Raw genomic sequence first — 18,803 nt, 5'->3', positions numbered from 1 at the left:
TTTAGGGACCGTACAAGATGAGTTACCAGACTTACCTGAGCTAAACCCTGAAGATTTAGCCGAGTGCCGCACTCTAGGTGAAATTGTTGACTACATGAACAGCAAATTAGCCGTTGTACCTGCTGCAACGCCAACAACTCAAGCCAGTGCATCAGGTTTAAACGCTGAAACAGTACAAAGCACCATGATGAGCGTTGTTGCTGACAAAACCGGTTACCCAAGTGAAATGCTAGAACTGAGCATGGATATGGAAGCCGATTTAGGTATCGACTCTATCAAGCGTGTTGAAATTTTAGGGACGGTACAAGACGAGTTACCAGACTTACCTGAGCTAAACCCTGAAGATTTAGCCGAGTGCCGCACCCTAGGTGAAATTGTGGCTTACATGAACAGCAAGCTGTCTGATACCAGCACTGCAAGTACTTCAGCACCACAAACTCAACAGCCAGCAGCAATCGCTGAAGTGGCTACAGATTTACCACCACACCAGGAAGTTGCTGTAAAAAAGCTTCCAGCGGCGGATAAGCTTGTTGGCGCATTTTCAAAACAAGCCTGTATTGTGATCAATGATGATGGTCACAATGCAGGAGTTGTTGCAGAAAAACTTGTTGCTAACGGTTTAACCGTCGCCGTGATCCGCAGCCCTAAAACCATCACTACCTCACAATCACCGCTTAATAGCAATGTCGACAGTTTTACCCTAGACGACATCAGCGATGAAAGCGTGGCTAAGGTTTTACAGCAAATTAGTCAAAAACATCACATTGCAGGGGTGGTACATTTACAACCACAACTTGCTGCACAAGGTGTGCTTGGCTTAAACGACGCGGCTTACCAAAGTGTTGAACAAGCCTTTATGATGGCCAAACATCTACAACCTAGCCTAACAGCAACAGCCGAATCTGAGCGCGTTTGCTTTATGACGGTTAGCAGAATTGACGGCGGTTTTGGTTACATTGACGACAATTTAAATCAACTTGAGCTGAATCAGGCCGCTTTATCAGGATTAAGTAAAACATTAAGCCATGAATGGCCAAACGTGTTCTGTCGTGCCCTTGATATTGCCCCTAACATCGACGCCCAAGAACTTGCTCAAGCCATTGTTAATGAGCTATTTGATGTTCAAGACCACAACGCAGCCAATAAAATCACTGAAGTGGGTATTAGCGACTCGGGTCGTTGTACTTTAGTGGCTACCGACAAAGCCGCAGTACGCTTTAATGCAGCAAGTTTATCTAAACAAGATAATATTTTGGTGACCGGCGGTGCTAAAGGCGTCACCTTTGAGTGCGCATTAACCTTAGCAAAGCAAACCCAATCGCACTTTATTCTGGCCGGACGTAGTGAGCATTTAGCTAACAACCTTCCAGAGTGGGCAAAGGGTAAACAGGCTAATGAGCTTAAAGCCGCAGCCATTGGTTATATTCAGTCTCAAGGTAACAAGCCAACCCCGAAACAAATTGATGCCCTTGTTTGGCCCATCACCAGCAGCCTAGAAATTGATGCAGCACTTAATGCCTTTAAACAGGTTGGCGCCAGTGCTCAATACATCAGTATGGATGTCAGTAGTGATGATGCGGTGAAACAAGCCTTAACAAACGTAGGCAGCATTAGCGGTATTATTCATGGCGCAGGCGTGTTAGCAGACAAACACATTCAAGATAAAACCTTATCTGAACTTGCCAAAGTATACGGCACAAAAGTCAGTGGATTTAACCGTATTATCAATGCCATTGATGCTTCAGCATTAAAACTAGTAGCCATGTTCTCATCGGCGGCCGGGTTTTATGGCAATACCGGCCAAAGTGATTATTCAATGTCGAATGAGATATTGAATAAAGCAGCCTTAAAGCTAGCAGCGGCCTACCCTCAAGCTAAAGTCATGAGCTTTAACTGGGGACCATGGGACGGCGGTATGGTCAGTTCAGCATTGAAAAAAATGTTTGTTGAACGCGGCGTTTACGTTATCCCACTCGATAAAGGCGCTAACTTATTTGCTCAAAGCTTATTATCTGAATCAGGGGTACAAATGCTGATTGGTTCAGACATGCAAGGCAATGCAGACGCACAAACAGGCGCTGATGTAAAAAAGCTTAATGCGGACTCTTTGGTTAATACTCAGGGTTCGCTGACACTATCATTGGCTAATAACGCGCCATCTTATACGGTAGAGCGAGTGTTAAATCCACTTGCGCTACCTTTTATTGAAGACCACTGCATTGCGGGTAATCCAGTGTTGCCCACAGTGTGTGCTATTCAGTGGATGCGTGATACCGCGAAGTTGTTGTGTGGCCAAAGCGTCAAAGTGGCTGATTACAAACTGCTAAAAGGCATTATTTTTGAGACTAACCAGTCCCAGCGTTTATCGCTAACGCTAACTCAAACTGATAAAGGCTTAACGGCATTAATATCAAGCAAAATGGTCAATGATGCTGCAGACACGCCACTAAGGCCGCAGTATCAAGCCAATTTAATTGCAGAAAATGCAGTAAGCCAAGCCATTACAGCGGTTAATGAGTCCATAACAGACACCTTGCAAGCTGCCAAAGCCTTAGCTAATAACGGTGAAGTGATAACTACTAACGCCGAACTGTATAGCAACGGAACCTTATTCCACGGCCCACGCCTACAGGGAATAAAACAAGTAATAATGGCTGATAAACAACAGTTAGTGTGCTCGGTTGAACTACCAAAGGTTAATTCAAATGATTGCCTAGGGTTTGCTCCACAAGCTCAACAAGGTGGCTGCCAACCGTTTGCTGAAGACTTACTGTTACAAGCCATGTTGGTATGGGCGCGACTACATCACGATGCCGCCAGCTTGCCATCAACCATTGGTGAGTTTGCCAGTTATCAGCCAATGGCGTCTGGTGACAAAGGCTTTATCGTGTTAACGGTAAGCAAAAGTACCAGCCGTGCATTAACCGCTGATGTTGCCCTGTATCATCAAGATGGTCGATTAAGCTGCACTATGTCAGCAGCCAAAATCACCATTAGTATAAGTTTGAACGATGCGTTTACCGCCCCGCGTAGAACCTTAACAGAAGGCGCTATGTAAGTATGAACGCCAAGGGAAAACCATTAACTGCAGTCAGTACAGGCCACGAGCCTGTGCTGAATTGCAGCACATTAATAAAGGTGATTGAAGATATTAATCAATCACCTATACGCATTGCGTTATTATTAAACCCTATCCACAACAGTGGCTTAAGCGAACAATTTATTGATATTGCTGAATCAAACTCAATAGGTTTTGAACAAGCCATCGCTCGCGCTATCGGGCAGTTTATTGATAAACCCCATGACGCCAAAGTCATCAACATTGCCAATACGGTTTGGCTGTTGCCTGCAATAACCGCGGCAAAACATGCTATTCACCCCCATGCATTTATTAATGGCTTAGCCACAGCCCAGCAACATGAGCTAGCAACACAGCAAGCATTAATTCATGCCAAACGTCAGCACATGGCACTGCTAACTCAATATAGTGACAGTGTAACTTCGCTACACAAACTACAACAATTTGCTGCTTTTATCAGCGCCATTGCCAGCCGACAACGCCCAAGGTCTGACGGATCACAAAGCGGCTATTGGTTTAGCGAATTACACCAAAGCCGTGTTGCCGCGTTTAACAGCCAGATTGAATCACAAGGTTATCAAAGCATTATTTTAACCCAAGGTAGCGGACTAATTGTTACCAATCCGCTTATTAATCTGTCGCGATTATGGTTACCTTTAAGGGCGGCATCAGTCAGTGAACTTCAACAACAATTAACGGCCGTGATCAGCCAGCTAGCGGCCATTGACCAAGCAAATAATGCTCATAGTGGTGGTGAGTTACTCACTCTAATCAAGCAGCATTTACAAGCTTATCAACAGCAACAAGCTAAGCTCTGTGGTAGTGACGACAGTGTTAAAGTCAATGATAAAGTCAGTGTCAGTGCAGTATTAATGGCCACTAGCCATAGTGCGTTAATTGATGAAGCTAAAGCCCTACTAAGTGCGTTAGCTAATCAAGAGGAACGACTTGATTACAAAACCCCTGCGGGGAGTTGTTTTAGGCAACATTCGCTAAAGCAGCCAGCAAATGAGCAATCAGCAAACGATAGCGGGTTGAGCTTTGTTTACCCAGGTGTTGGTACCGTATACCACAATATGTTTCACAACTTGGGGCAAACCTTTCCGGGGTTATTTGCTGAGCTAGAAAAACAAGGCGATCTACACGCCATGCTTCAAGCTGATAAGGTTTATACCCCGACTTCTGCTATGGGTGAAATGAGTTTATCTGAGCTAGCCATTTCAGGCGTTGGAGTCAGTTACCTACTCACAAAACTGCTTACCCAAGAATTTAAAATTCAACCCCGTTTTGCCCTAGGATATTCAATGGGTGAAGCGGCCATGTGGGCAAGTTTAGGGGTATGGCAGCAACCGCATAATTTAATTGAAGCCACCCAAACCAGTAGCATTTTTACCGCCGATATTTCTGGCGCACTCAATTGCGTTCGCCAAGACTGGCAACTTAGCCAAGATGAACCCATACAATGGAATAGCTTTGTTACCCGCGCTAGCCAAGATGAATTGAAGCCATTTTTAGCCCAGTACCCCAAAGCTTATATTGCCATTATTCAAGGTGATACTTGCGTGGTTGCAGGCTGTGAAACCAGTTGTAAAGCATTACTTAAACAAGCGGGTAAGCGCGGTATCGCCTCTAACAAGGTGACCGCAATGCATACTCCCCCTGCGTTGCAAATTATTGAGCAGGTAAAAGGGTTTTATCATCAACCTTTAATGGCCAACTTACCCACTGAGATTACCTTTATTACCGCAATGCAAGCCAGCCCGGTGGTTTTAACGGCTGATGCTATCGCACAATCCATTGCAGATACTTTTTGCCATCAATTAAACTTTACGCAACTTATTAGCAAAGCCTACCAACACGGTAGTCGCTTATTTGTTGAAGTGGGTGCAGACCGCCAAACCACCACCTTAATTGATAAAATATTATCCAACCAGCATTGCCAAGGCGCTAAAGCCGTTGCGGTAAATGCCAAAGGCGCAGATGCTAATATCAGCTTATTAAAATGCCTCGCACAATTATTAATACATCAAGTGCCAATGTCATTTACGCCGTTTATTAACAGTATCGACTGGGCTATGCGTCAAGATATAGCCAAATTATCAAGCATGGAGTCTGCACCAATGACGCCTGCCCATCAGCCTCTTTCAGAAGGAGAACCTCATTGAGTTCTCAAGCCCCTAAAATTGCCATTGTTGGTTTAGCGAATCAGTATCCTGATGCGGATACGCCAGCAAAATTTTGGCAAAATTTACTCGACAAAAAAGACTCTCGTAGTCAAATAAGTGCTGAAAAATTAAATGCTAATCCGCAAGATTACCTTGGCACTCAAGGACAATCTGATCGCTTTTATTGTGATAAAGGCGGTTACATTCAAAACTTTGCGTTTAACCCCAACGCTTACCGCATTGCAGCAGATCAGTTTGATGGCTTAGACGACAGCTTTTTATGGGCCACCGACACAGCTCGAAATGCCTTAGCAGATGCAGGCATCACCCTAGACGACAGCCGTTTAAACAATGCGGGTATTGTTATGGGAACCTTGTCCTTTCCCACCGCTAAGTCAAACGAGTTGTTTGTGCCCTTGTATCACGACGTGGTTGAAAAAGCCTTACAAGCCACGCTAAAACAGCCTAATTTTGTATTGCAACGTTTTGGCCAAACAACACATCAACCTCACACCATTAACTATCGCAACGGCGCAATTGCTCATAATGCATCTAAGTTAGTGGCAGATGCATTAGGTTTAGGCGGCGCACAACTTAGTTTAGATGCCGCCTGTGCAAGTTCGGTTTACGCCCTAAAACTTGCCTGCGATTACCTGCATACAGGTAAAGCCGATATTATGCTAGCAGGTGCGGTTTCGGGGGCAGACCCATTCTTCATTAATATGGGCTTTTCTATATTTCATGCTTACCCCGACCACGGTATTTCGGCCCCATTTGATAGCAACAGTAAAGGCTTATTCGCTGGTGAAGGTGCCGGAGTTCTGGTATTAAAGCGTTTAGAAGATGCCCAAAAAGATGGCGATCATATTTATGCTTTAGTTAGCGGAATAGGCTTATCAAATGACGGTAAAGGCCAGTTTGTATTAAGCCCTAACAGTAAAGGACAAGTTTTATCGTTTGAAAGAGCATACCGCGAAGCTAATATTGCCCCCGCCAGTATTGAAGTAATTGAATGTCATGCCACTGGAACACCTTTAGGTGACAAGGTTGAGCTGACATCTATGGAGCGCTTTTTTGAAGATAAACTTGCTGGCACTAATACGCCGTTAATTGGCTCAGCTAAATCAAACCTTGGCCACTTACTCACCGCCGCTGGCATGCCCGGCATCATGAAAATGATATTCGCCATGCGCCAAGGAGTATTGCCACCCAGTATTAATATTAGCAGCCCTATTGCCTCACCCAATGGGCTTTTTGGCCAACAAACCTTGCCAAACGATGTATTACCTTGGCCAGATAAACCAGCCAACAATGCCACTCGTCACGCTGGGGTATCAGTATTTGGTTTTGGCGGCTGTAATGCGCATTTATTGATTGAGTCTTATGATAATAAGGCACCCGTTACGGCAACATCGGTCATTAATCCTGCTATCGCCAAAGCGATTAATACCCCGCTGGCCATAACCGGTATCGCCGCCCATTTTGGTCAGGCAAACAGCATTAATTTATTAGCCGAGCATATTTGTCAGGCTAAAACCTTAATGTCGCCATTACCTAATCAACGCTGGAAAGGCCTAGACAAACACCCAGAAATATTGGCGAAACACGGATTACACTCTGTGCCACAAGGGGCGTACATTGACCAGTTCGACTTTGACTTTTTACGTTTCAAAGTACCGCCTAATGAAGATGATCGCTTAATTTCACAACAACTACTGTTAATGAAAGTGGCCGACGAAGCCATTGTTGATGCCAATTTAACCGCAGGCAGTAAAGTTGCTGTATTAGTGGCAATGGAAACCGAGCTTGAATTACACCAATTCAGAGGCCGAGTTAACTTACACAGTCAAATACAAGATAGCTTATTGGCTCAAGGGGTAACGCTAACAGAAGCAGAACTTGCAGCACTTGAAACCATCGCCATGGACAGCGTACTCGACGCCGCTAAATTAAACCAATACACCAGCTTTATTGGTAATATTATGGCGTCGCGTATTTCATCTTTGTGGGACTTTAACGGCCCCGCATTTACTATTTCGGCAGGTGAGCAGTCAGTTAACCGCTGTATTGATGTAGCGCAAAATCTATTTGCAATGAACTCAAGCCAAGAGCCTTTAGATGCGGTGATTATTGCCGCGGTGGACTTGTCTGGCAGTATTGAAAATATCTTATTGAAACAAGGGCAAATTGCCACTTCAACACGCCAAGAAAGCCAATCTTGGTTTGTGGGTGAAGGCGCTGGCGCATTGGTATTACAGTCTACGTCGACCCATGATACAGCCACAAAAAGTTATGCCAATATCAATAAACTGCAATTTACAACCAATGCTAGCCCACAGCAAATTAGCCAGCAGTTACTTAGCGCAACAGGCGAGTTAATAGAGCTGAATCAGTCACCTATTCATGGGGTAACTGACTCAGGCCAAGCGTTAACTGCGCAACTTAAAGCCGGAGCTAAACCGCTAGCACAAGCACAGCATACCTTAGGCCATAGTTTTGCTGCCTCAGGTATTGCCAGCATAATGCACAGTTTGGTGATGCTTAACCAAACCCAGCGTGACATTGGCGCCAGTGTGGCTACGGTAAGCGAAAACCAATTCTCAAATATTGATTTGGTTATTAGCCAAAGCCAACAACAGGCCTTAACGCAACGGTTAAACACTCCGCTGACACAACAATTAGCCAGTGGTAATAAGCTGAGTTTAATTAAACAAGTGAGCTTAGGTGGACAGGATATTTATCAACACATTATTGATAGCCCGTTACCGCTAGCATCTAGTATTCAAGCTAAATGTGACGCCATTAAGCCAGCCGTTGCCACCCCAGTAGCACCAGCGAATCCTATAGCGAGTCAGTCAACTAATAAGATCTCTATCTCTATGCCGAATATAAAATCAGCTTCGTCAAACACTCATGTTGACCAAGCCACAAGTGAAGCCTCAAATGTCGCTCAATTACCGCCAGCACATTTAAATGCATTCCAACAAAACCAATGGCTTGCCCAGCAAGCACAACAAGCCTTTTTAAAGTCGCGTCATGCAGGACTACAAGTTGCAGACGCCCTATTAAACCAACAACTGGCTCAAATTAATGGTTTTGCACAGCCGCAGCAGCAAGTTGCCAGCCAAACTAATGCAGTAAATCTTGCTTCACAGACGCCTGTACAAGTTGTTTCTGCAGCACCAAGTACTTCGCCAACACCAAACACTGCGCCAACACCAAATCATGCGTTAGTACCGCCATATACTGCACCGATTCCGGCAAACAAGCCTTGTATTTGGAATTATGCTGACTTAGTGGAATATGCTGAAGGCGATATCGCCAAGGTATTTGGTAGCGACTACGCAATAATTGATGGCTACTCTCGTCGAGTTCGACTACCGACCACAGACTATTTATTGGTTTCACGGGTGACCAAGCTTGACGCCACCATGAACCAATACAAACCCTGCTCAATGACCACAGAATACGATATTCCGGTGGACGCCCCTTACCTTGTTGACGGTCAAATTCCGTGGGCAGTGGCGGTTGAGTCAGGCCAATGCGATTTGATGTTAATTAGTTATCTCGGTATCGACTTTGAAAACAAAGGCGAACGGGTTTATCGCTTATTAGATTGCACATTAACCTTCTTAGATGACTTACCACGTGGCGGCGATACTTTACGTTATGACATTAAAATCAATAACTTTGCCAGAAATGGCGACACGTTATTATTTTTCTTCTCGTATGAGTGTTTTGTCGGCGACAAAATGATCCTTAAAATGGACGGGGGTTGTGCAGGCTTCTTTACTGATCAAGAATTAGCTGACGGAAAAGGCGTTATCCGCACTGATGACGAAATTAACCTGCGTCAAGCGGCATTAAATAATCCGAACAAGCCCCGTTTTGAGCCTTTATTGCACTGTGGGCAAACCCAGTTTGACTATGGTCAAATCCACCATTTATTAACTGGCGATATTGGCAGTTGTTTTGGGGCAGATCATGTTAGCCACCAACTGCAAACCGGTATTCAGTCGTCTTTATGTTTTGCGTCAGAAAAGTTTTTGATGATTGAACAAGTCAGCAACTTACAAGTGCATGGCGGTGCATGGGGCTTAGGGTTAGTTGAAGGCCATAAACAACTTGCACCAGATCACTGGTACTTCCCTTGTCACTTTAAAGGCGATCAAGTGATGGCTGGCTCGTTAATGGCCGAAGGCTGTGGTCAGTTATTACAATTCTTCATGCTACATATTGGTATGCATACGTTAGTGAATAATGGCCGTTTCCAACCTCTTGAAAATGCATCGCAAAAAGTACGTTGTCGTGGACAAGTACTGCCACAACACGGTGAACTGACATACCGTATGGAAGTCACCGAAATTGGTGTCAGCCCTCGCCCATATGCTAAGGCAAACATCGACATATTGCTAAATGGCAAAGTTGTGGTCGACTTCCAAAACCTTGGGGTCATGATAAAAGAAGAGCATGAATGCACCCGTTATCTTGCTGATCAAACAAGCCAAACTAACACCACTATTGATAAAGCGGATAAAGCGCCATTAATGGCACAGCAGCCAGATTTAAGCGCCCCAACCAATAAAGGGGTTATTCCGCTTAAACATGTGCCGGCACCAGAAGTGGCAGCTGATTCAAAATACGCTAATCGCACCCCAGATACCGTGCCATTTACGCCGTATCATATGTTTGAATTTGCCACAGGTGACATTGAAAAATGCTTTGGGCCAGACTTCAGTATTTACCGCGGTTTAATTCCACCACGTACACCTTGTGGTGATTTACAGCTAACTACTCGTGTCGTTGAAATTAACGGCAAACGTGGCGAACTGAAAAAACCGTCGTCTTGTATTGCTGAATATGAAGTGCCAGAAGATGCGTGGTATTTTGCTAAAAATAGCCACCATTCGGTCATGCCATATTCAGTCTTAATGGAAATATCGTTACAACCTAATGGCTTTATTTCTGGCTATATGGGCACAACCCTTGGTTTCCCTGGAAAAGAGCTATTTTTCCGTAATTTAGACGGTAACGGTAAATTACTCCGTCATGTTGATTTACGTGGAAAAACCATTGTTAATGACTCAAAACTGTTATCTACCGTCATTGCTGGCAGTAATATTATTCAAAACTTCACTTTTGACCTAAGTGTCGATGGTGAGCCGTTTTATACCGGCAGCGCAGTATTTGGTTACTTTAAAGGTGATGCCCTTAAAAATCAGTTAGGCATTGATAACGGTAAAATCACTCAACCTTGGCATATTGAAAACAACATCAGCCCAGACATAACCGTTAATCTACTGGATAAGTCATCACGGGTGTTTAATCCACCAGCAGCTCAGCCTCATTACAAATTAGCTGGCGGTCAATTAAACTTTATCGACACTGCTGAGATTGTCGAAACTGGCGGTAAGTATGGCAAAGGTTATTTGGCTGCATCACGCACCATTGACCCTAGTGATTGGTTTTTCCAGTTCCACTTCCATCAAGATCCCGTCATGCCAGGCTCATTAGGCGTTGAAGCTATTATCGAGTTAATGCAAACTTACGCCATCAGTAAAGACCTAGGCCAAGGATTTGTGAACCCGAAATTTGGCCAAATTTTGTCAGATATTAAGTGGAAATACCGTGGCCAAATTAACCCACTAAACAAGCAAATGTCGTTAGACGTTCACATTAGTGAAGTGAAAGATCAAAACGGCAAACGCATTATTATTGGTGACGCAAACCTAAGCAAAGACGGGTTGCGCATCTATGAAGTCAAAGATATTGCTATCTGTATTGAAGAGGCATAAAGGAAAAATAATGACTATCAGTATCCATAACGAAAAACTATCACCTTGGCCTTGGTTAGTTGCCTCAAGCAATGCCCATTTTGAACAAAGCAAGATTGCTAAAACCCTGAAAGATTTATCGCAGCCTTGTTATATAGTGAACCACCCTGAACAAGGGTTAGGCGTGGCACAATCAGCTCAAGTTATTTCAGAGCAAGCTGAATTATCACATTCTGCCGCTAACGACCAAGACTTACCTGTTAGCGCTTTCGCTCCTGCATTGGGCACCCAAAGTTTAGGCGACAGTAATTTCCGCCGCGTACATGGGGTTAAATACGCCTATTATGCCGGTGCAATGGCCAATGGAATTGCCTCAGAAGAATTAGTTATTGCCCTTGGCCAAGCGGGTATTTTATGCTCATTTGGTGCGGCGGGATTAATTCCATCACGGGTTGAGCAAGCTATTGAACGTATTCAAGCAGCACTGCCAAACGGCCCTTATATGTTCAACTTAATCCACAGCCCAAGTGAACCGGCATTAGAACGTGGCAGCGTTGAATTATTTTTAAAACATAAAGTCAGAACCGTTGAAGCCTCAGCCTTTTTAGGGCTAACACCGCAAATAGTTTATTACCGCGCAGCAGGTTTGAGCCGTGATGCCAATGGCGATATAAATATTGCCAATAAGGTTATTGCTAAAGTTAGTCGTACCGAGGTTGCCAGTAAGTTTATGCAACCTGCGCCCGAAAAAATGCTACAAAAGTTAGTAGATGAAGGCCTTATTACTCCAGAGCAAATGGCATTAGCCCTGTTAGTGCCAATGGCAGACGATATTACTGCAGAAGCTGATTCTGGCGGCCACACCGACAACCGTCCTTTAGTTACCCTACTGCCGACTATTTTAGCGCTTAAAGATAAAATTCAAGCCGAGTACCAATATAAAACGCCTATTCGTGTAGGCTGTGGCGGCGGTATCGGTACGCCTGATGCTGCACTAGCCACCTTCAATATGGGTGCCGCATTTATTGTAACAGGCTCAATTAATCAAGCCTGTGTTGAAGCGGGCGCCAGCGAACATACTCGCAAGCTATTAGCCACCACCGAAATGGCCGACGTCACCATGGCACCGGCGGCTGATATGTTTGAAATGGGAGTTAAGTTACAAGTGGTTAAGCGTGGCACCTTGTTCCCAATGCGTGCCAATAAGCTTTACGAAATTTATACCCGTTATGACTCTATTGAAGCCATTCCGACTGAAGAACGTGAAAAGCTTGAAAAACAAGTGTTCAGATCCAGCTTAGATGAAATTTGGGCAGGTACAGTGGCACACTTTAATGAACGTGACCCCAAGCAAATTGAACGCGCTAAAGACAACCCTAAGCGTAAAATGGCGTTAATTTTCCGTTGGTACTTAGGGCTGTCTAGCCGTTGGTCAAATACCGGCGAAGTGGGCCGCGAAATGGATTACCAAATTTGGGCAGGTCCTGCACTTGGCGCCTTTAATGAATGGGCAAAAGGCAGTTATTTAGATGATTATCGCCAACGAAATGCGGTAGACTTAGCCAAACACTTGATGCACGGCGCAGCGTATCAAGCCAGAATTAACCTGTTAACGGCTCAAGGCGTAGCATTACCGGTTAATTTACAGCGCTGGCAACCACAAGATAGCGTAAAATAAGTAACAGATAAGTGACAGGTAATAGGTAACCCATGAGCGAAACACAAAAACTTGATTTTTCAGCAGTAAATGACACCACATTAGCCTCGTTTAATCAGCAAAAAAACCTGATTAAACGCATGATGAAAGGCAATACTGCAGAATGTAGTGAATGTAAAAAGCCGCTTACTCTTGTGTTACCGGCCACCACTAAAAATGCTAAGCCCAATGCTAAAGCCCCAGGCATATATTGTGCTAAAGGCTGTACTGACATTGAGCTAGACATGGAAGCTGTAGCGCTGTTGAAATAACTTTGCCTTACCAAGTGCCAAGCTTATTTTGAACGGCAAACTTCCCATAAAACTTCCCTTAAAAAAGGCATCGAAAGATGCCTTTTTTATGGAGAAAAATGATAACAATCATTCAATACCAATCGTGATAAATAACCTAAGCTGACAGAATTAGCTTAGGCAAGCTAGGGTGAATAGTTATTTATTACCCTTGGCATTCACCATAAACGCCGCTATAAATAGCCCTAAGCCAACCAATACAAATGGAATGCTTAGCATTTGCCCGACACTCATCGTCCACTCTTGGGCAAATTCAGCCTGGCGCACCTTAACGAACTCAATCAAATAACGCGCACCAAACACTAATGCTAAAAATAGCCCCACTAATGCCCCCTGCTTTTGCTTAATTTGGCTATAGCGATATAGCAACCACATGGTAATAAATATTGCTAAATAGGCTATTGCCTCGTAAAGCTGTGCTGGGTGTCGGGGCAGCATATCAACTCGCTCAAAGATAATGGCCCACGGCTTGTCGGTCGTAATGCCAACAATTTCTGAGTTGGCAAAATTCCCCATACGCACAAAAAAGCAAAAAATGCCGGTACCAACAGCTAACCTGTCCAGTAAATATATAAACGGTAACTGTGCTTTGCGTTTATAAAAATACATCGCCAACACTACGCCAACCGTGCCACCATGACTAGCTAAACCACCTTTCCATATAGCTGGTATTAATAACGGATTAGCCAAATAATATTCTGGTTCGTAAAAAAATACATGACCTAAACGCGCACCAACAACAATACCAATCACACTGTAAATTAATAAATCATCAAGCGAGTCAGGGTTTAGCCCCTCTAGGGCATAAATCCGTTTCATGACCAAAAAGCCCGTGGTGATTGCCGTAGCAAACAGGACTCCATACCATTGTATTTTGATGCCCATAATGGTGAACATTACCGGGTCAAGATTCCAGACTAAATATTCCACTACAACACTCCGTATTATTGTTAGCGTGACACAATGACTGTGTAACCCATCCTTTATGCTAATGGGTATTCGCATAAGTGTACAAGGTTAACATAATGAATGATTCAGCTATTCTGAAAAAAGTTGTCTAAAATCAATTAAACCTAGCAGTACCGTTTAGTGACTTTAAGTTGAACTATTTTAATAAAAGCACGTATATTAAAGTTGTTACTCTATTGCGCAATATGACCAATGGTTATCAAGGATTTTTACATGACTGAACAATATACCCCGCCGACAGTGTGGACGATGGATAATGAAAATGGCGGTAAATGGGCCAGTATAAATCGACCTGACTCGGGGGCAAGACACCAACAAGCATTACCTCAAGGCCAACACCCATTGCAGCTTCACTCTTTAGCTACGCCTAATGGGCAAAAGGTCACTATTTTATTAGAAGAACTACTAGCTGCGGGTGTCAGCCAAGCAGAGTATGACGCCTACATTATTAATATTGGCGAGGGTGAGCAATTTTCATCAGGTTTTGTGGCTATCAATCCAAATTCCAAAATTCCAGCCTTACTAGATAACTCTGGTGATAAGCCTATTCGAGTATTTGAATCAGGCAATATTTTGCTTTATCTGGCAGAAAAGTTTGGCCACTTTATTCCTACTGATTTAGCCGCCAAAACAGAAATGATGAATTGGTTATTTTGGTTGCAAGGCAGCGCGCCTTATCTTGGTGGCGGGTTTGGACATTTTTATGCCTATGCCCCAGAAAAATTTGAATACCCAATTAACCGCTTCACCATGGAAGCTAAACGCCAATTAGATGTATTAGACAAGCAATTAGCGCAACATGAATTTATTGCAGGTGATGAATACACTATCGCAGATATGGCAATTTGGCCGTGGTATGGCAACCTTGTATTAGGCCATTTATATAATGCGGCCACCTTTTTAGATGTCGCAAGCTATAAACATGTTGTGCGCTGGGCCAACACCATTGCCAATCGCCCTGCCGTTCAGCGTGGCCAAGTGGTCAACCGCAGCTGGGGAGAAGAGTGGGAGCAAGTTCCTAATAGACACAGTGCAAAAGACATTGATGTTGTGCTTGAAAAAGCAAAAAAATAAACGTTTTACTTAAATGATTTAATGTTCTAACAAATAACAGAGTGGCTAATCCGTCACTCTGTTATTGTTTTTCACTACAAACAAAAAACCGTATTACCTAAAACTAACGCAGCTTTTGATGCCCCTTGCAAATTGACTTGTTGATAAAGGTTCAACACTTTATTCCAGCGTTTTTGACAACTCACTGCAAGTTTACTGAGAAATTTTTGATGGCAAAAATGGCTATTATTGATGATTAAATAGCATCGGTATTGAGTAATTACCCAGCGCCTTTTAAGAGTAACTTTTCGCCGAGAGTTAGCCAAAGTCCCTTTTAAATAACTTGGAAATAAACGACGCTGGCGTATTCCCTGATAAAAAGCGTCTGACTCTATATCTGCAGCATAAAAGTCCAACACCACTTTTTTTAGCATTCCCATCTGCTGTAATGCACGACTAATACGATGACCCACACCACTTATATGATATTCAGCGACGACTGAATCGAGTCTTGCAACATGCTGAGTATCGGGGGCATATAATGGGTCATAAATAACCGTTAAAGGTGTTTCACAAACACTGGCATCTAAATTTAATGCCTGATCAGGGACATGATTAGCTTTGACTTTTGGATCCCACGGCACTGTTTTATGATTATATGAGCTTAAAGGCATCAGTAATAAGGCTTTATCCAAACCTAACACTTTACTGTGAATCGCTGACGCAAAACCGCCACGGCTTATGCCATATCCTATCCTCTTTGGAAAGACGTCTAATTGTGTAGAAAGTAACGGCAAAAACCTGGCGAACTCTTCAGAGTGAAAATAGTTATCTTGACCAATATGATTAAATGACACCACGTTAATGCCGCGTTTGGCAAAAAACTGAAAACTCCAAGCATTAGTATCGTTTGCTTCAGCTTGGTGTTGTGTTATTGCCTGACAACCTGGCGGGAAAGTTATCATCACAGGTTTACTGGTATCAACAATATGATATTGCATAAAGACATCATCAATAACCTGACAAACTGTTTGATTCAACTTCACTTGCAGCACCTTTTTGAAGCATAGAAGCATGTTACACATGCTCAATAAACTCGAATTTGGCTGCAGTTTTACAAATGAATTTTAGCGATTCAAGCACAATAAACAACCAGGTAAAGCAGCAGTAAAACAGGTAAGTGGGATGTAAGCAAGGTTGCAAATTCTTTAAGTTTAAGTGCCGAAAGCGCTTTTTCTATTTGGCGAGGCGTTGAGATTTAGTAATGTGTAAACAACAAAATGGCGCAATATTATTGCGCCATTTTACAGTTCTAAATAATGGCTTATTTAGCCGTAAATGATACGGTCATTTCGCCCAAACCTTGGTATAAAAGTGTCACGGGGGTATTCATAGGAACATTAACCACACCACAATAAGAGCCGGTAATAATCGCCTGACCTTTTTTAAGGTGAACGCCTTTATCTGTTAGATATTGGATCAACCAAAAAACCGGGTTTTGCGGTAAGGTACAAGGGTGAGCACCCGCAAATTCTTGTACTTTATCATCAGCGGTAACCTTAATTGTTAATTTACTTGCTTGATAAGCTAAGGCTTTATCAATTTTGGGTCCTAAATATAACCCTTGATTACTTAAGCCATCGGCAAGGATTTCTAAATAGCTGGCTTTATAATCTGCAGAAAAGCGGCTTTGAATTAACTCTAACGCTAAATGAGTTGCGCCAATACCCTGCTCAATTTGTTCATTGCCGTATTGAGTGTGCGGCAAAAAGTCTTCGCTTAATACAATGGCGATTTCAGGCTCAATTCGAGCAAAAGTTTGGCCGTCTTTTGTTGCCGGCACAATGGGACAACTGGGTTGATTATCAACCACCTTAGATAAAATTGGCGCAAAAATAAGTTGTTCATTTGCCTGAGGCGTTAAACATTTCCAACCGTCCACAGGCTCAGCAAACAAAGACACCATTGCTTGCTGCACCTCAAAAGCCTCATCAATGTTGCTGACATTATAAGCTTGATATTCTGAAGCCGGAGTTGTAGCTGTTCGCTGGGCGAATAAATGCTTAGCGAGACTAAGTTGATGTTCATTTTGTGACATGATAAGCCTTATTAAATAAAGAATGACGTATTTCCATAGATTATATGCTGTGATATGGGTGCACGGGAAACATAAAAGTTAAAAACTCAGCTATAGATGAAAAATGACCAACATTATTCCGCAAATTTAGAAAATACAAAGGCTTGGCTAAACTTAAATAGCTTCAACAATTAAAAAGGCCCTTCTACAAAAAGAAGAGCCTCTAGTGAGTGATAGCGATAACTTTATTAGCTTTAAAAACTATAAAGTGTTTTTATAAATCACCCCATCTTTCATTATTACTTTAAATTTATTTTCAGGATCACCTAGTACATCAAGCTTTTCCATAGGGTTTCCATCAATAATAAGTAAATCTGCATAAGCGCCTTCAACAATTTTCCCTAAAGGTCCTTCTTGATAAGGATGCCTAGGGCCACTTAATTCTAATAACCGAGCATTATCAGATGTGACCATTTTTAATACTTCATAATTGCTAAACCAAGTTCCCATTCTAACTAACAAAGTGCTTTGCTGTTTCGCTTTAGAAGCATCTAAAAGTTGATCAGTACCGAACGCAACATTAACACCAATATCACGAGCTCTTTTATACAAAGTATTTACTGCATCAGTGACTTGTTTATATTTACGCGCACTAACAGGGCTAGACCAATTCATATCTTCTTCAAACATCGCTTGAGGGCTTAACCAAGCACCTTTTTTCTTCATCAGTTTAAGAGTACTGTCTGATGCGAAAAAACCATGCTCAATAGACATAACCCCTGCTTCAACAGAAGTACGAATGCCTGCATCGGTCATTACATGGCTAATGACATAAGTATTAAAATTTTTAGCTTCTTCAACAACAGCTTTAATTTCATCAACAGAGTATTCACTCACATCTAAAGGGTCATATTGAGAAGATACACCACCACCTGTTGTGATTTTAATTTGACTTGCACCATACTTGAGAATTTCACGGGTACGCTTGCGAACTTCTGGTACACCATCGGCAATCATTGCCATCATATTTTTTTCCCAATAACTCAATTCTGAGTTTGTGTTTCTAGGGTTTTCTGTAAACACATTATGAAAATCAGCATGCCCTGATGTTTGGCTCATAAAAGGCCCTGAAGGAAGAATTCTATGACCGGGATATTCACCAGAATCGATTAACTTCTTGATTGAAAATGGGTTACCACCAGGGTCTCGTACTGTGGTAAAGCCACGCATTAGAGTTTCATGGGCTCCCTTCATACTTCGAATAGCAACTTCTGACATATCTCCGGTATTCATCATTAATACCGAAGCTGGTGTGTAAGCGTAGGTGGTATGCCAGTGAGCATCAATTAGACCCGGCATCAAAAACTTACCTTGTGCATCGATAACTTGAGCATTCTCAGCAACTAAATCAGCACCAATTTTCTTAATTAAATTATTTTCAACAAGAACATCCATACCCATTTGAAGTTTTTTACTTTCACCATCAAAAATATTAGCATTTTTTATTAAAGTGAGTTTTTCTGTCGCAAAGCTAACTGACGTAAAGAATAGTAATATAGAGACAAGAACTGGTTTAATGATACTTTTCATATATTTCCCTTATAAATTAAGTATAAAACAGTTGTACTATGTAACAATTATAGATGCGATAATTTCAAATATCTCCTCAGTTTTAAAGT

General features: G+C 42.7%; 10 protein-coding genes. 6 read left to right on the top strand and 4 right to left on the bottom strand.

The window, feature by feature from the left end; genetic code table 11:
- From L2672_RS16870 to L2672_RS16850, 5 genes are all read left to right on the top strand, one after another.
- Positions 1 to 3,058, top strand: a 3,058-nt coding sequence (locus L2672_RS16870) for an SDR family NAD(P)-dependent oxidoreductase (protein WP_248997014.1), incomplete at its 5' end; no start/stop codon positions are given.
- Between the two features lie 2 nt (positions 3,059 to 3,060).
- Complete coding sequence (locus L2672_RS16865) at positions 3,061 to 5,244, top strand: PfaB family protein (RefSeq protein ID WP_248997013.1); 2,184 nt, start codon at positions 3,061 to 3,063, stop codon at positions 5,242 to 5,244.
- Positions 5,241 to 11,039: a beta-ketoacyl synthase N-terminal-like domain-containing protein gene (locus L2672_RS16860; protein ID WP_248997012.1), complete on the top strand. Its 5,799-nt coding sequence runs from the start codon at positions 5,241 to 5,243 to the stop codon at positions 11,037 to 11,039. Before L2672_RS16865 ends, L2672_RS16860 begins: the two co-directional genes overlap by 4 nt.
- 10 nt (positions 11,040 to 11,049) lie before the next feature.
- Complete coding sequence (pfaD, locus tag L2672_RS16855; RefSeq protein WP_248997011.1) at positions 11,050 to 12,696, top strand: eicosapentaenoate synthase subunit PfaD; 1,647 nt, start codon at positions 11,050 to 11,052, stop codon at positions 12,694 to 12,696.
- 32 nt (positions 12,697 to 12,728) lie between these two features.
- On the top strand, positions 12,729 to 12,986 hold the full coding sequence (locus L2672_RS16850; RefSeq protein ID WP_248997010.1) for a hypothetical protein: 258 nt from the start codon (positions 12,729 to 12,731) through the stop codon (positions 12,984 to 12,986).
- 177 nt (positions 12,987 to 13,163) lie between these two features.
- On the opposite strand, the gene lgt is transcribed toward L2672_RS16850, so the two are convergent.
- Positions 13,164 to 13,955 carry a prolipoprotein diacylglyceryl transferase gene (gene lgt, locus L2672_RS16845; protein ID WP_248997009.1) on the bottom strand — a complete coding sequence of 264 codons (792 nt, stop codon included), beginning with the start codon at positions 13,953 to 13,955 and terminating at the stop codon, positions 13,164 to 13,166.
- 252 nt (positions 13,956 to 14,207) lie between these two features.
- Between lgt and yghU the strand changes: the two genes are divergently transcribed.
- Complete coding sequence (gene yghU, locus L2672_RS16840) at positions 14,208 to 15,068, top strand: glutathione-dependent disulfide-bond oxidoreductase (protein ID WP_248997008.1); 861 nt, start codon at positions 14,208 to 14,210, stop codon at positions 15,066 to 15,068.
- Positions 15,069 to 15,142: 74 nt separating this feature from the next.
- Here the strand turns inward: yghU and L2672_RS16835 are convergent, their stop codons facing one another.
- The 3 genes from L2672_RS16835 to L2672_RS16825 form a co-directional block, all read right to left on the bottom strand.
- Positions 15,143 to 16,093, bottom strand: coding sequence for an alpha/beta hydrolase family protein (locus L2672_RS16835; protein WP_248997007.1), 951 nt, complete (start codon positions 16,091 to 16,093; stop codon positions 15,143 to 15,145).
- 278 nt (positions 16,094 to 16,371) lie between these two features.
- Positions 16,372 to 17,145 carry a hypothetical protein gene (locus L2672_RS16830; protein ID WP_248997006.1) on the bottom strand — a complete coding sequence of 258 codons (774 nt, stop codon included), beginning with the start codon at positions 17,143 to 17,145 and terminating at the stop codon, positions 16,372 to 16,374.
- A 240-nt stretch (positions 17,146 to 17,385) separates the two neighbouring features.
- The gene (locus L2672_RS16825; protein WP_248997005.1) at positions 17,386 to 18,714 is read right to left on the bottom strand and encodes a metal-dependent hydrolase family protein; all 1,329 of its coding nucleotides are present in this window, start codon (positions 18,712 to 18,714) and stop codon (positions 17,386 to 17,388) included.
- Positions 18,715 to 18,803 lie beyond the last annotated feature (89 nt).

The sequence above is a fragment of the Shewanella gaetbuli genome (assembly GCF_023284065.1).
Lineage (GTDB): Bacteria > Pseudomonadota > Gammaproteobacteria > Enterobacterales > Shewanellaceae > Shewanella > Shewanella gaetbuli.
Note: the sequence above shows the minus strand (reverse complement) of the source record. Positions and strands in the feature narration are given on the sequence as shown.

Bases quoted from the DNA above. Each gene is read 5' to 3' on its own strand.
- L2672_RS16865 (WP_248997013.1), top strand. From the start codon at position 3,061: ATGAACGCCAAGGGAAAACCATTAACTGCAGTCAGTACAGGCCACGAG.
- pfaD (WP_248997011.1), top strand. From the start codon at position 11,050: ATGACTATCAGTATCCATAACGAAAAACTATCACCTTGGCCTTGGTTA.
- L2672_RS16850 (WP_248997010.1), top strand. From the start codon at position 12,729: ATGAGCGAAACACAAAAACTTGATTTTTCAGCAGTAAATGACACCACA.
- yghU (WP_248997008.1), top strand. From the start codon at position 14,208: ATGACTGAACAATATACCCCGCCGACAGTGTGGACGATGGATAATGAA.
- L2672_RS16830 (WP_248997006.1), bottom strand. From the start codon at position 17,145: ATGTCACAAAATGAACATCAACTTAGTCTCGCTAAGCATTTATTCGCC.
- L2672_RS16825 (WP_248997005.1), bottom strand. From the start codon at position 18,714: ATGAAAAGTATCATTAAACCAGTTCTTGTCTCTATATTACTATTCTTT.